Source organism: Pseudomonas sp. NFACC25 (genome assembly GCF_900100935.1).
Taxonomy (GTDB): Bacteria; Pseudomonadota; Gammaproteobacteria; order Pseudomonadales; family Pseudomonadaceae; genus Aquipseudomonas; species Aquipseudomonas marginalis.
Genome location: NZ_FMUC01000002.1, coordinates 155557 through 169609, shown reverse-complemented (window position 1 = coordinate 169609; position 14053 = coordinate 155557). Strand labels below are relative to the sequence as shown.

General features: G+C 62.5%; 10 protein-coding genes. 1 reads left to right on the top strand and 9 read right to left on the bottom strand.

Features of this window, described 5'->3' with window-relative positions; all coding sequences use genetic code 11:
- Positions 1 to 15: 15 nt before the first annotated feature.
- The 7 genes from mdtD to betI form a co-directional block, all read right to left on the bottom strand.
- On the bottom strand, positions 16 to 1443 hold the full coding sequence (mdtD, locus tag BLQ09_RS04840; protein ID WP_027606026.1) for a multidrug transporter subunit MdtD: 1428 nt from the start codon (positions 1441 to 1443) through the stop codon (positions 16 to 18).
- Positions 1444 to 1479: 36 nt separating this feature from the next.
- Complete coding sequence (locus BLQ09_RS04835) at positions 1480 to 2370, bottom strand: alpha/beta fold hydrolase (protein ID WP_092355624.1); 891 nt, start codon at positions 2368 to 2370, stop codon at positions 1480 to 1482.
- Positions 2371 to 2593: 223 nt separating this feature from the next.
- The gene (locus tag BLQ09_RS04830) at positions 2594 to 3910 is read right to left on the bottom strand and encodes a TldD/PmbA family protein (protein WP_027606024.1); all 1317 of its coding nucleotides are present in this window, start codon (positions 3908 to 3910) and stop codon (positions 2594 to 2596) included.
- Positions 3907 to 5352: a TldD/PmbA family protein gene (locus BLQ09_RS04825; RefSeq protein ID WP_027606023.1), complete on the bottom strand. Its 1446-nt coding sequence runs from the start codon at positions 5350 to 5352 to the stop codon at positions 3907 to 3909. The genes BLQ09_RS04830 and BLQ09_RS04825 overlap by 4 nt, the downstream gene beginning before the upstream one ends.
- 206 nt (positions 5353 to 5558) lie before the next feature.
- Entirely contained in the window at positions 5559 to 7262 is a 1704-nt protein-coding gene (betA, locus tag BLQ09_RS04820; protein WP_027606022.1) for a choline dehydrogenase, read from the bottom strand.
- Between the two features lie 92 nt (positions 7263 to 7354).
- Entirely contained in the window at positions 7355 to 8827 is a 1473-nt protein-coding gene (gene betB / locus BLQ09_RS04815) for a betaine-aldehyde dehydrogenase (RefSeq protein WP_027606021.1), read from the bottom strand.
- A 110-nt stretch (positions 8828 to 8937) separates the two neighbouring features.
- Entirely contained in the window at positions 8938 to 9531 is a 594-nt protein-coding gene (gene betI, locus BLQ09_RS04810) for a transcriptional regulator BetI (protein WP_027606020.1), read from the bottom strand.
- A gap of 390 nt (positions 9532 to 9921) precedes the next feature.
- Here betI and BLQ09_RS04805 point away from each other — a divergent pair, with 390 nt between their 5' ends.
- Complete coding sequence (locus BLQ09_RS04805) at positions 9922 to 11856, top strand: BCCT family transporter (RefSeq protein WP_223841653.1); 1935 nt, start codon at positions 9922 to 9924, stop codon at positions 11854 to 11856.
- Positions 11857 to 12009: 153 nt separating this feature from the next.
- On the opposite strand, the gene choV is transcribed toward BLQ09_RS04805, so the two are convergent.
- The gene (choV, locus tag BLQ09_RS04800) at positions 12010 to 13188 is read right to left on the bottom strand and encodes a choline ABC transporter ATP-binding protein (protein ID WP_027606018.1); all 1179 of its coding nucleotides are present in this window, start codon (positions 13186 to 13188) and stop codon (positions 12010 to 12012) included.
- Positions 13185 to 14030: a choline ABC transporter permease subunit gene (choW, locus tag BLQ09_RS04795; protein WP_016972877.1), complete on the bottom strand. Its 846-nt coding sequence runs from the start codon at positions 14028 to 14030 to the stop codon at positions 13185 to 13187. The genes choV and choW overlap by 4 nt, the downstream gene beginning before the upstream one ends.
- Between the last annotated feature and the right edge of the window lie 23 nt (positions 14031 to 14053).

The window sequence follows — 14053 nt, the reverse complement described above, 5'->3', positions numbered from 1 at the left end:
TAGACGAGACGCCGGTTAATGCTCGATATGCTGTTCCGGGCTGGCCGCCCGTTTGCCGTCTTGGGGCGACAGTTGCAGGAAGATCGCCGCCGCCAGCATTGCCATGATGCCCACGGTGAGGAAGGTCAGCTGGAACGCGCCGAGCACCGTGCTCACGCCGTCGTTGCCCGACTCGGCGGTAAACCCGCCGAGCAATGCACCGGCGCAGGCCACCCCCAGGCTCAGGGACAGTTGCGCCACCACCGACAGCAGACTGTTGCCGCTGCTGGCCTGGGCGTCATCGAGGTCGATGAGGGTGACGGTGTTCATCGCGGTAAATTGCAGCGAGTTGATCGCCCCCAGCACCGCCAGCATGGCCAGCAGCAGCGGGTAGGGCGTCTGTTCGCTGACCAGGCCCATGCTCGCCAGCATGATGCCCAGGGCCAGGGTGTTGCCGGTCAGCACCACGCGATAACCCAGACGCTCGATCAACGGACGCGCCACCGACTTGGCGAACATCGCCGCCGCCGCCAGGGGCAGCATGCTCATGCCGGCCTGGGACGGCGAGTACCCCAGGGCCACCTGCAGCAGCAACGGCACCAGGAACGGCAAGGCACCGCTGCCCAGGCGCGCGAACAGGTTGCCGAGGATGCCCACCGCGAAGGTGCGGGTCTTGAACAGCGCCGGTGAAAACAGCGGGTTATCGATATGCCCGGCGCGCAGCCAGTACGCCGCCAGGCACGCCAACCCGCCGAACAGCAGCAGCATCACCCGCAGGTGCGGCAGGTGCAGCTCGCCCAGGCCTTCCATGGCAATGGTGATCAGCACCATCGCCGCGCCGAACAACAGAAAGCCGAGGCCATCGAAGCGTGTGCGCTCGCTGCCGCGCAGGTCAGGGATGAATTTCCACACGGCGTAGCAACCGATCATGCCCACCGGCAGGTTGATCAGGAAGATCCAGTGCCAGGTCAGGTATTGCACCATCCAGCCGCCCATGGTCGGGCCGAGCAAGGGCCCGAGCAGACCGGGGATGGTGATGAAGCCCATGATCCGCACCAGTTCGGAGCGGGGGTAGGCACGTAGCACCACGAGCCGCCCGACCGGCAGCATCAGCGCACCGCCGAGGCCCTGGATGACCCGCGCGCCCACCAGCATGGTCAGGCTGCTGGACAGGGCGCACAGCAAGGAGCCGATGCTGAACAGCATGATCGCACCGAAGAAAATCTTCTTGGTGCCGAAGCGGTCGGCGATCCAGCCCGAGGCCGGGATCAGCAGGGCGACGGTGAGCATGTAGGCGATCACCACCCCTTGCATGCGCAGCGGGTTTTCCGCCAGGTCCCGGGCCATGGCCGGCAGTGCCGTGTTGAGAATCGTCCCATCCAGCGATTGCATGAAGAAGGCAATCGCGACCACCCAGGGGAGCCAGCGGGCGGTCTTGGCATCGAGAGGGGCACGATCTGGCATGGGGTACCTTTTTGTTAGCCGGCTATGTGTCGGCGATTATGCGCCATTCGTCGCTCCTTTTCCCACTGGCGGTTCATCTAAGTCCGACAAGTTCGCGTGCTCTCCCACCAGGAAATCCAACAACGCCCGGTGCACCGCCAAAGCCGCCTCGCGGGACTCCAGGTCGAGTAAATGCCCAGTGTGTTCGGCCACCGCAAAGCTGCTGTGGCCCACGTACTGTTGGAACAGTCGGGCCTCGGCGGCGGGGGTGTATTCGTCCAGCGCACCATTGAGAAAGTGCACCGGGGTTTCGATCTGCCGCAGCGCCGGCAGGTAGTTGCCATCACCCAATGCCAGCACCTGGTGGATATGAAAGCGCGCCTGACGGTACTCGGTGGTGGCCATGTTCGACAGGTGCCGATGGTTGTTGCGCTTGAGGCGTGGCGACAGGTATTTGCCGACGGTCTCGTTCAGCAGGTGGCCGACGGCGGATTTGTCATCGGCCTCGATCAGCACCCGCACGCGCTCCACATAGTCGAGCATGGCCTGGTTGAGGTTGGGCGCCAGGGCCATCACCACCGAGCTTTCGATCGACGGCGGGTTGTGCGCCAGGGTCAGCAGCGTGGAGATGCCGCCCCAGGAGGCCGAGACCAGGTGGTTGACCTGGAAGCGCTCGACCAGGGCGCGCAGGATTTGCACCTCGTCATCCTTGGTCACCAGATCCAGGTCGGTGTTGTGTTCGCGGGAATAGCCCGAGAAGGGCAGGTCGAACAACAACACATTGAAATGCTCGGCCAGGCATTTGCTGGTACGGGCGAATGAGCGTGTGGTGGACAGTGCGCCATTGACCATCAGGATGGTCTTCTTTTCCGAATCGTTTCCCAACTGCTCAACATGAACGTTGTAGTGCTTGAACAGCTTTTCTATGACAAAACTTCCATGGTTCATGTCAACGCTCCAGCTTGCCCTTCCCGGGCAAGGTCGTGCTCTCGTGGGTGAGGTGGCGGGGTGCCACTAACCGTTATAACGAGGTTTTCCGCAGGCGACAACAGGCTGCCCGTGCAGACTGGGAGGAAGAGAATCTACGGTAGGAAGGGCTGAAACCGGGATGTCTGAAATCAGCACAGGACAAGGTGGGAGAGGGCAAGCCTGCTCCCACAGGGGGGTGTATCTACAGGGTCAGGGTCAGGCGTTTAACCAGGGCACCCGGTAACAGGTTGGACGCGGTATTGCGCTGGCTATAAGTGCTGGCCGACAACAGCAGTTCCCGCTCGGCGGTCAGCGCTTCCAGTTGCGAACCGAGCAACTGGTAGACGCTGTCATCAAAACGCATGGTGCTGACCGGCGCCTTGATCTCGCCGTCTTCCACCCAGAACGTGGCGAAGCGCGTCATGCCGGTCAGGCGTGCGGCGGGCAGGTCGGAGTAGTTCAGGTACCACAGGTTGCTGATGTAGAGCCCGGTGCCCAGTTGCTTGAGGATCTCGGCCTGGGCCAGGTTGCCCGCCGCGATCTGCAAGGCGCTCGGTGACTCATCGCCGCTGGCGCCGTTGGCGCTGAGGCCATATTCGGCGGCGCTGCGGGAGTTCACCAGTTGGCCCTCGGCCTGGCCGGCATTGATCAGGGTGACGTCACTGCGCGGGTAGCCTTCGCTGGAGAACGCCTGGCTCAGGGAGTCGGTGATATGTTCTTTCACCGTCACCAGGGGGCTCAAGGACTGCTCGCGGGCATACAGCCGTTGCAACGAGCTGCCTTTGCTGGCGATGGCCTGGGCGGAAAAACCACCCCAGGTGATGATGCTGATGATTTCTTCCAACGCCGCCGGCGCGAGGTAGGCGCGGTACTGCCCGGGCGCCACGGTGTGCAGCGGGCGGCCGAGGAATTCCAGCTGTTCACGCGCCAGCTGGAAGCGCCGGGCGAACTCGGCGCTGTCCCAGGCGTCGCCGGCGTAGCTGGCTTTTACAGCCTCGCCATTGGCGTGGAACAGGCTGAAATCGAAGTTGAAGCTATTGGCCTGATGCCAGCCAAACGCACCGTCCGAACTGGCGAAGCCCCGGCTGATCGGGCCGGCGGCATAGAAGCCGACCAGGTCGAGGCCATCGGCGGCCTGGCTGATTTCTTCCAGTACCTGGGCCAGGTCGGGCAAGGGGCGGGCCTGTTCGTGGTGGCTTTGCCAGGCGTTGTGGTTGAGCAGCAGGTACGGGTCATGGGGCAGCAGCGGCAGGGTTTCGCGCAATTGCCGCAGGCCATCGGCGAGGCGCTGGCGATCCAGCTCGGGCTCGCCGGCCAGGGTGATGCCGAGGTCGGCATGGCGGCCATCGTTGATCAGCTTGAGGTTGAGGCTGGCCTGCTGCACGTGCCCGGCCTGACGCACCTTGGCGTGGTTGAAGCGCACGAACTCGGACGATTCTGCCGCATAGCCCAGGTGGAATTGTTCCTTGTCGGTGATGGCCTGCTTGAGCCACTGCACCAATGCCTTGAAGGTGTTCATTCGGCATCTCCTCCAAATACGTCAACGTTGCTGAACACACAGGCCGGCGACGCATGGCCGACGCGGATCACCTGGTTGGGCTCGCCCTTGCCGCAGTTCGGCGTGCCCAGCACCTTGAAGGTGCTGGCGTCGCCCACGGCGCTGAGGTTGCGCCAGAACTGCGCGGAAATCGCCCGGTAGTTGGGGTTCTTTACCACGCCCTTGAGCTCGCCGTTTTCAATCAACTGGCCCCACTCGCAGCCGAACTGGAACTTGTTGCGCGCATCGTCGATGGACCACGAGCGGTTGGTCGACATCAGGATGCCGCTGTCGATGCCGCCGATCAGTTGCGCCAGGCTCTTATCGCCGGCTTCGATATTCAGGTTGGCCATGCGGTCGATCGGCGCGCGGTTCCAGCTGCTGGCGCGGCTGTTGGCCACGCCGCCCATGCCCGAACGGAACTGCGACAACGCCCCACCCAGCGGCTTGAGCAGCAGCCCTTCGCGGATCAGGAATTGCTTGCTGGCGGCGGTGCCGTCGTCGTCATGGCCGTAGCTGGCCAGTTGCTCGGGAATGTCCGGGTCGAACGTCACGTTCAACAGCTTGGAGCCGTATTGCAGCTGGCCGAAGTCGCTGGCCTTCACAAAACTGGTGCCGGCGTAATTGCGCTCGTCGCCGAGAATGCGGTCGAGTTCCAGGGGGTGGCCGATGGACTCGTGGATCTGCAGGATCATCTGGTCGGGCATCAGCAGCAGGTCGCGCGGGCCCTGGGGCGTGTTGGGCGCCAGCAGCAGTTGCAGGGCTTCGTCGGCAATGCGCGGCGCGGCGCCCACCAGGCCGAAGCGGCTGATCACGTCAAACCCGCCTTGCTGGCCGAAGTTACTGCCGCCGAGGGTGCGCGATTGGCTGTCGGTGCCGTCGTAGGCGGTGACGTTGACGCCGGGGAACACAAACCGCTGGGCCTGGCGCAGTTCGGCGCCGGCACTGTTGAGGTAGATCTGCTCGACATGGGTCAGGCCGAGGCTGACTTCCCAGTTCACCAGGCGCTCGTCCTGGGGCACCGCAGAGGACTCATCGCCGAGCAGTTGGTAGCAGTCGCTCAAGGACGGGAAGGCGTGCTCGAGGTGCGGCGACAGGTAGTCGGCGACGTCGCTGGACACCGGTTGGTCGCGCAGGTCGAGCAGGGCGTGAGGTTTTATCAGGCGTGCTTGCTGTTCGGCGCGCTCGAGGGCGGCTTGCAGGCCAGGCAGGGAAATATCGTGGGTCGCGGCGTAGGTTTCCACACCGTTCAAACGCACGGTGAGCATGGCGCCTTCGTCGTGGTTCAGGTGCGGCGGTTCGGCGACGTTCTTGCGCACCGACAGGTACTGGCCGGACTCGCGCACGTAACGCAGGGAGAAAAATTCGGCGGTGGTGCGCAGGGCACTGAAGTGCTGCTTGAGTGTGGCGTGGTGTTCGAACATGGGGCCTTCCTTGTGGGCGGCTCAGCGCGGGCAGGCACACAGAGTAGGCCGGGGCTGGGGAGCGATCAAGGAGAGGTGATTCTTTGTGGCAAGTGCCCCTGTGGCGAGCGGGCTTGCCCCGCGTTGGGCTGCGCAGCGGCCCCCAAAAGCTTGGGAGCGCTGCGCACTCCAGCGCGGGGCAAGCCCGCTCACCACAGGGTTTGGCGTTATTGCGCCAATGGTCCCACTTCACGCAACGGCTTGCCACGTACCGGCGCATCGCCGGCCACGTAGTAGTCGGCAGTGCTGCGCGGCAGCGGCTGGCGGCCACGGATCTTGTCGGCGATTTTCTCGGCGATCATGATCGTCGGTGCGTTCAGGTTGCCGGTGGTGATGATCGGCATGATCGACGCATCGACTACGCGCAGGCCCTGCATGCCATGCACGCGGCCTTCGCCATCGACCACGGCCATCTCGTCGTCGCCCATCTTGCATGAGCAGGACGGGTGGAACGCGGTCTCGGCGTGCTCGCGGATGAACTTGTCCAACTGCTCATCGGTTTGCACCTCGATGCCCGGGCTGATTTCGCGGCCACGGTACGGGTCCAGTGCCGGCTGCTGCATGATTTCACGGGTCAGGCGGATGCCGTCGCGGAATTCCTGCCAGTCCTGCTCGGTGGCCATGTAGTTGAAGAGGATGCTCGGGTAGTCCCGTGGGTTCTTCGACTTCAGTTGCACGCGGCCACGGCTCGGCGAGCGCATGGAGCCCATGTGCGCCTGGAAACCGTGCTCTTTCACACCGTTGCTGCCGTTGTAGTTAATCGCGACCGGGAGGAAGTGGTACTGGATGTTCGGCCATTCGAATTCTTCACGGGTACGGATAAAACCACCCGCTTCGAACTGGTTGCTGGCGCCGATGCCGGTGCCGTTGAACAGCCACTCTGCACCGATGGCCGGCTGGTTGTACCAGAGCAGCGACGGGTACAGCGACACCGGCTGGGTGCATGCATATTGCAGGTACAGCTCAAGGTGGTCCTGCAGGTTTTCGCCGACGCCGGGCAGGTCGTGGACCACCGGGATGTCGAGGCTTTCCAGCAGCTTGGCCGGGCCGACGCCGGAGCGTTGCAGCAGCTGCGGCGAAGCGATTGCGCCGCTGCACACCAGCACTTCTTTACGCGCACGGGCTTCCACGCGCTCTTCGGCGGCACCGATCAGGTAACGCACGCCAACGGCACGCTTGCCTTCGAACAACACCTTGTCGGTGAGGGCGTGGGTGACGATGGTCAGTGTGGAGCGCTTCTTGGCTATGTCCAGGTAACCGCGCGCGGTGCTGGCGCGACGGCCGTTAGGCGTGACGGTGCGGTCCATCGGGCCGAAGCCTTCCTGCTGGTAGCCGTTCAAGTCTTCGGTGCGCGGGTAACCGGCCTGCACGCCCGCTTCCACCATGGCGTGGAACAGCGGGTTGTTGCCGGCTTTAGGCGTGGTCACGCTGACCGGGCCATCGCCGCCGTGCCAGTCGTTGGGGCCGATGTCGCGGGTTTCGGCCTTGCGGAAATACGGCAGGCAGTCGAGGTAGCTCCAGTCTTCCAGGCCTGGCAGTTTCGACCAGTTGTCGTAGTCCATGGCGTTGCCACGGATGTAGCACATGCCGTTGATCAGCGAAGAGCCACCCAGGCCCTTGCCGCGACCGCATTCCATCCGGCGGCCGTCCATGTGTGGCTCCGGATCGGTTTCGTAGGCCCAGTTGTAGCGCCGGCCTTGCAGCGGGAAGGCCAGGGCGGCGGGCATCTGGGTACGGAAGTCGAGGCGGTAGTCGGGGCCGCCGGCTTCCAGCAGCAGGACGGTGACGCCTTCGTCTTCGGTCAGGCGGGTTGCCAGGGTGTTACCGGCGGAGCCGGCACCCACAATGATGTAGTCGTATTCTTGGGACATAAATGCACCCTCTTTGAAGTGTGGTCAGCAGGTCGGGCCTCATCGGGGGCCTGCCCCGATGACGGCCTCAAAGGCACGACAAAACCCGGGTCTTAGAACACCGAGGCGTAGTCGCCCAGCTCAACCTGTACCGATTTGATGCGGGTGAAGTTGTTCAGCGAGCTGATGCCGTTTTCACGGCCCACACCGGATTGCTTGTAGCCACCCACCGGCATCTTCGCGTCGGATTCGCCCCAGGCGTTGATCCAGCAGATGCCCGCTTCCAGCTGGTGAATCACGCGGTGGGCGCGGTTCAGGTCCTTGGTCACAAGGCCCGCAGCCAGGCCGAAGTCGGTGTCGTTGGCGCGGCGGATCACTTCTTCTTCGGTTTCGTAGGTGAGGATGCTCATCACCGGGCCGAAGATTTCTTCACGGACGATGGTCATCTCGTCGGTGCAGTCGGTGAACACGGTCGGGGCCACAAAGGCGCCTTTGGCCAGGTCGCCGTCGGTCAGGCGGTCGCCGCCGCACAGCACGCGGGCGCCTTCTTCCTTGCCTTTGGCGATGTAGCCCAGCACGCTTTCCATGTGGGCGAAGCTGACCAGCGGACCGAAGTTGGTGTTGGCGTCCTGCGGGTCGCCAACGCGGATGCGCGCAACACGCTCAACGATCTTGGCTTCGAATGCCGCTTGCAGGTGCTTGGGCACGAACACGCGGGTGCCATTGGTGCAGACCTGGCCGGAGCTGTAGAAGTTGGCCATCATCGCGATGTCGGCCGCACGATCCAGGTCGGCGTCTTCGAACACGATCAGCGGCGACTTGCCGCCCAGTTCCATGGTCACTTCCTTGAGCGACGAGCTCGAAGCGCTGGCCATGACTTTCTTGCCGGTGTCGGTGCCGCCGGTGAACGAGACTTTCTCGATGCGCGGGTGCTCGGTCAGCCAGGTGCCGACTTCACGGCCGCTGCCGGTCAAGACGTTGAACACGCCTGCTGGAACGCCGGCTTCGGTGTAGATCTCGGCCAGTTTCAGGGTGGTCAGCGAGGTGACTTCGCTTGGCTTGAAGATCATCGCGTTGCCGGCGGCCAGGGCCGGTGCGGATTTCCACAGGGCGATCTGGATCGGGTAGTTCCAGGCGCCGATACCGGCGACCACGCCCAGGGGCTCGCGGCGGGTGTAGACGAACGAGGTGTCGCGCAGCGGGATCTGCTCGCCTTCGATGGCCGGTACCAGGCCTGCGTAGTATTCCAGCACGTCGGCGCCGGTGACGATGTCGACGTACTGGGTTTCGGAGAAGGCTTTACCGGTGTCCAGGGTTTCCAGGGCGGCCAGTTCGTCGTTGCGCTCGCGCAGGATGTCGACGGCACGACGCAGGATGCGCGAACGCTCCATGGCGGTCATGGCGGCCCAGATTTTCTGGCCTTTTTCCGCGCTGACCACGGCACGTTCAACGTCGTCGAACGTGGCGCGTTGCACTTGGGCGAGAACTTCACCGTTAGCCGGGTTGATGGCGTCGAAGGTGGCATCGCTGCCAGCGTCGCTGTAGCCGCCGTCAATGTAGAGTTTTTGCAGGTCGAAACGGGCCATAAAGTCCTCGCAAGTGCATAAGTGGTTGGCGTTACCCACCGCAAAGTGGGCCATGAGGGTGTGGCAACACTGGGCGGCGGACGTTCAGGGGTTGAGCGTTTATAAGGGCTCTAACTCACCTGCTTGGCCAATTGGAAATCCATGTATTCGTAAGCGATCCGTTGCGCCTGCGCCGTGTCGAAAGCGTCCCCCGACAGGGCACCGCGCAACCACAAACCGTCGATCAGGGCCGCCAGGCCTCTGGCTGCTTTGCGTGCGTGCGGCAGCGGCAGCACTCGGCGGAACTGGCAGCACAGGTTGGAATACAGACGTTGATCGTTGATCCGCTGCAACCTGTGCAATGACGGGTGATGCATGCTGGTGGCCCAGAAGGCCAGCCAGGTTTTCATTGCCGGGCCATTGACCTGGCTGGCGTCGAAGTTGCCCTCGATGATCACCCGGAGGTGCGCCCGTGGGCTGTCGTCCTTCAGCGCAAGCCTGCGTTCGTGGACGTTCTCGATCAGCATGTTCATCAGGTAGCGCATCGTCGCGGCGATCAGGCCGTTCTTGTCCTGAAAGTAGTGACTGATGATGCCGTTCGAGACCCCGGCCAAACGGGCGATCAGCGCAATGCTGGCATCTCCCATTCCGACCTGGTCGATGGCCGTCAACGTGGCTTCGATCAACTGTTGGCGGCGTATGGGTTGCATACCGACCTTGGGCATGTAGCACCTCTCCTTAGGCCTGCCGACGGGCGATGAACGTTCGTCGACTTGAAGGCCAGTCTATTTTGTTTTGATTGAACGTTCAATCAACAAAGAATAAGCTCTGCGACAAATGGTCGCTGTCTACAGGTATTTCCTACGTGAGGGCCGCGACATCCGGCACCTGCAAAAACCTTTGAAACAGGCGGTATCAAGGCCTGCCCACTGCCTGGTGGGGCTCAAGGATTTTCGGGGTGTCTTTATAACACCCGTCCGTCGACTGCCGAAAAATCGATAGGTCGGGATAACCGCTGCCTTGTGTTTCTCTCTCGCACTGCCCGGAGCATCTGCGCCATGAGTTCTGCCTCTCTTATAAAGACCCCGCCGGAAAAGGTACGGGTCAACGGTTGGGTGTTCTACACCTCCACCGCACTGATTCTGTTGTTGACCGCCATTCTGATCATCGCCCCGCAGGAGGCCGGGCGCATGCTCGGCGTAGCCCAGGCCTGGCTTTCCAAAAGCTTCGGCTGGTACTACATGGTGGTCATCGCCGCTTACCTGGTGTTTGTGGTCGGCCTGGCGTTTTCGTCCTATGGCAAGTTGAAACTGGGCAGCAAGGACGACACCCCGGACTTCAGCTACGGCGCCTGGGCCGGCATGCTGTTCTCGTCGGGCATCGGTATCTCGTTGCTGTACTTCGGTGCCTCCGAGCCACTGGATCACTACTTCAACCCGCCCGAAGGCGCCGCCGCCAGCAACGGCGCGGCACGCCAGGCGTTGCAGTTGACCTTTTTGCACTGGGGCCTGCATGGCTGGGCGATCTATGCGCTGGTCGGCCTGGCGGTGGCGTACTTCGCCTACCGGCATAACCAGCCGCTGGCCTTGCGTTCGGCGTTGTACCCGCTGGTGGGTGAGCGTTGGGTGAAGGGCGCGGCCGGTCACGCGGTGGACGGTTTCGGCATGTTCGTGACCCTGCTGGGCCTGGTAACGAACCTGGGCATCGGTTCGATGCAGGTGTCGTCCGGCCTGGAAAACCTGTTCGGCATGGCGCACAGCAACACCAACCTGCTGATCGTGATCATTGTGATGAGCACCGTGGCGACCATCGCCGCCGTGTCGGGCGTGGAGAACGGCATCCGCCGCCTGTCCAACCTCAACATCGTGCTGTTCAGCGGCTTGCTGATCTTCGTGCTGCTGTTCGGCCCGACCCTGCACCTGCTCAATGGCCTGGTGCAGAACACCGGCGACTACCTCAACGGCATCGTGCTGAAAACCTTCGACCTCTATGTGTACGAAGGCGACGGTGACAAGACCGAACGCTGGATGGGCCTGTGGACCCTGTTCTACTGGGCCTGGTGGATTTCCTGGGCACCGTTCGTGGGCATGTTCATCGCGCGGATTTCCCGTGGCCGTACGGTGCGTGAACTGGTGGCCGGCGTGTTGCTGATTCCCCTGGGCTTTACCCTGGCGTGGCTGTCGATCTTCGGTAACTCGGCGCTGGACCTGGTGTTGAACCATGGTGCGGTGGAGTTGGGCAAGACGGCGCTGGAACAACCGTCCATGGCTATCTACCAGTTGCTGGAGCATTACCCGGCGTCGAAAATCGTTATCGGCGTGTCGATCTTCGTGGGCTTTGTGCTGTTCCTGACCCCGGCGGATTCCGGCGCGGTGATGATGGCCAACCTTTCCTGCAAAGGCGGTAATGTGGATGAAGATGCGCCGCACTGGCTGCGCATCTTCTGGTCGGCGGTGATCACCCTGGTGACCATCGGCCTGCTGTTTGCCGGCAACTTCGAAGCCATGCAAACCATGGTGGTGCTGGCGGGGCTGCCGTTCTCGGTGGTGCTGATTTTCTTTATGTTCGGTTTGCACAAGGCGATGCGCCAGGACGTGGCGATCGAACAGGAGCAAGCGCAACTGGCTGAACGCGGGCGTCGCGGCTTCAGCGAGCGCTTGACGGCACTCGACCTGCAACCGAGCCAGGGCACTGTGCAGCGCTTTATGGACAAGCACGTCACGCCGGCGCTGGAAGAAGCGGCGACGGCGTTGCGTGAACAAGGTTTGGAAGTGCAGACGCTGCTGGGTAAATCCAAGCGCTGCATCGGTGTGCGCATCGAGATGGAAGAGGGCAACCCCTTCGTTTATGAGGTGAGCCTGGATGCTTACTCGTCGGCGCCGAGCGACCTGCCCGAAGAAGAACGCACCCGCTATTACCGGGCCGAGGTGTACCTGCACAACGGGCCTCAGGAATACGACCTGATGGGCTTCGCCCAGGAACAGATCACCCGGGACGTGCTCGATCAGTTTGAAAGCCATCGGCAGCTCCTTGGCCGTGTCTATAGCTGATGCGTTGAAAGCCCGGTGGTGTCACTGACGCCACTGGGGCAAAAAATGTGGGAGGGGGCTTGCCCCCGATTGCAGTGTGTCAGTCAGTCCATCTGTTACTGATCCACCGCTATCGGGGGCAAGCCCCCTCCCACAGTTGTTTTGCAGTGTGTGTTAGCCCAGGTTTTTGCCCAACAGGGCGTGGTAGAGCTCACTGTCGCCGAGGATCCCCACCACCTGGTTGTTGTCATGCAACACCAGCTTGTTCCCCGTCTGGTAACGAATCTGCAGCGCATCACGCATGCCGATATTCGAATCCACCAGGGTCGGTACCCGGCCCAAACCTTCCACCGGTTGCCCCGGTGCCCAGTTTTGCAGGTTCATCACCACGCCATTCTGGCGGGCGCCCTGGATGGTGTTGCCTTCGGACAGGTCCAGCCACGAATCGCCGCCCGGGTCGAGGCACACCGAGCCGTTGACGCGTTTGCAGTTGTCCAGCGTGCGCATCAGGCTGCGGCCGCACAGCACGTTCAGCGGGTTGGTATGGGCGACGAAGGTGCGTACGTAGTCGTCCGCCGGGTTCAGCACGATCTCTTCCGGCACGCTGTACTGGATGATCTTGCCGTCTTTCATGATCGCGATGCGGCTGCCCAGCTTGAGCGCCTCGTCGAGGTCGTGGCTGACGAACACGATGGTCTTGCTCAGTTTGCTTTGCAGTTCCAGCAACTCGTCCTGCAGGCCCTGGCGGATCAGCGGGTCGAGGGCGGAGAAGGGCTCGTCCATCAGCAGGATGTCGGCATCCATCGCCAACGCGCGGGCCAGGCCGACGCGTTGTTGCATGCCGCCGGACAGCTCATCGGGCTTCTTGTTGCGCCACTGGGTCAGGCCCACCAGCTCGAGTTTCTCGTCCACCAGCTTGCGCCGTTCTTTTTCCGGGCGGCCCTGCATTTCCAGACCAAAGCTGATGTTCTCGCGCACCGTCAGCCAGGGCATCAGGGCAAACTTCTGGAACACCATGGCGATGCGCTTGGTGCGCATCATTTTCAGCTCGGCGGGGCTGCAGGAGGCGATGTCGATCTGGCGACCTTCATGCTCGACGAACAGCTGGCCACGGCTGACGGTGTTGAGGCCGTTGATGCAGCGCAGCAGGCTCGACTTGCCGGAGCCCGACAGGCCCATCAGCACGCAGATCTCGCCTTTTTCCACATCCAGGCTGGCCTTTTCAACGCCGACAATCTGCCCGGTCTTTTTCAGGATTTCGTTACGGCTCATGCCCTGGTCCAGCAGCTTGAGCGCTTCGCGTGGGTCTTTGGAGAAGATCACGTCGACATTGTCGAATCGGATAATGCTCATGCATCACCCCCTACTTTGGCGTCGGGTTGTTTGCAGATGCGGTCGAGCATGATGGCCAGCAGCACAATCGCCAGGCCGGCTTCGAAGCCCAGGGCGATATCGGCGGTGTTCAGCGCGTTGACCACCGGCTTGCCGAGGCCGTCGGCGCCCACCAGGGCGGCGATCACCACCATCGACAACGACAGCATGATGCATTGGGTAATACCGGCAGCGATGCTCGGCATGGCGTGGGGCAGTTCAATGCGCGAGAGCAACTGACGGCGCGAGCAGCCAAAGGCCTTGCCGGCGTCCATCAACTCTTGCGGTACATCACGGATACCCAGGTAGGTCAGGCGGATCGGCGCGGCAATCGCGAACACCACCGTGGAAATCAACCCAGGCACCACACCCAGCCCGAAGAGGGTCAGGGTAGGGATGAGGTAGACGAAGGTCGGTACGGTCTGCATCAGATCGAGCACCGGCCGCATCATGGTGTAGAACAGCGGTTTGTGCGCGGCAACAATGCCCAGCGGCACACCGATGACCACGCAGACCAGGGTGGCGAACAGCACCTGCGCGAGGGTCTCCATGGTTTCCTGCCAGTACCCCAGGTTGAGGATCAGCAGGAAGGAGGCGATGACAAAAACAGTCAGTCCCCATTTACGTTGAATAAAGTGAGCCAGCAGCGCAATCAGACCGATCAATGCCAGCGGATTGAACCAGGTCAGCGCGAACGTCACGCCGTGGATCATCGTTTCCAGTGTCGATGCGATTGCGTCGAAGTAGTTGGCGCCGTGTTGGGTCAACCATTCGACGAAGGCAGCGATGTACTGGCCTAGTGGGATTTTCTGTTCAGTCAGCATGGTAGTGAATGTCCACATGCGAA

Bases quoted from the DNA above. Each gene is read 5' to 3' on its own strand.
- choW (WP_016972877.1), bottom strand. From the start codon at position 14,030: ATGCTGACTGAACAGAAAATCCCACTAGGCCAGTACATCGCTGCCTTC.
- BLQ09_RS04835 (WP_092355624.1), bottom strand. From the start codon at position 2,370: ATGAACCATGGAAGTTTTGTCATAGAAAAGCTGTTCAAGCACTACAAC.
- betB (WP_027606021.1), bottom strand. From the start codon at position 8,827: ATGGCCCGTTTCGACCTGCAAAAACTCTACATTGACGGCGGCTACAGC.
- betA (WP_027606022.1), bottom strand. From the start codon at position 7,262: ATGTCCCAAGAATACGACTACATCATTGTGGGTGCCGGCTCCGCCGGT.
- BLQ09_RS04830 (WP_027606024.1), bottom strand. From the start codon at position 3,910: ATGAACACCTTCAAGGCATTGGTGCAGTGGCTCAAGCAGGCCATCACC.
- betI (WP_027606020.1), bottom strand. From the start codon at position 9,531: ATGCCCAAGGTCGGTATGCAACCCATACGCCGCCAACAGTTGATCGAA.
- mdtD (WP_027606026.1), bottom strand. From the start codon at position 1,443: ATGCCAGATCGTGCCCCTCTCGATGCCAAGACCGCCCGCTGGCTCCCC.
- BLQ09_RS04825 (WP_027606023.1), bottom strand. From the start codon at position 5,352: ATGTTCGAACACCACGCCACACTCAAGCAGCACTTCAGTGCCCTGCGC.
- choV (WP_027606018.1), bottom strand. From the start codon at position 13,188: ATGAGCATTATCCGATTCGACAATGTCGACGTGATCTTCTCCAAAGAC.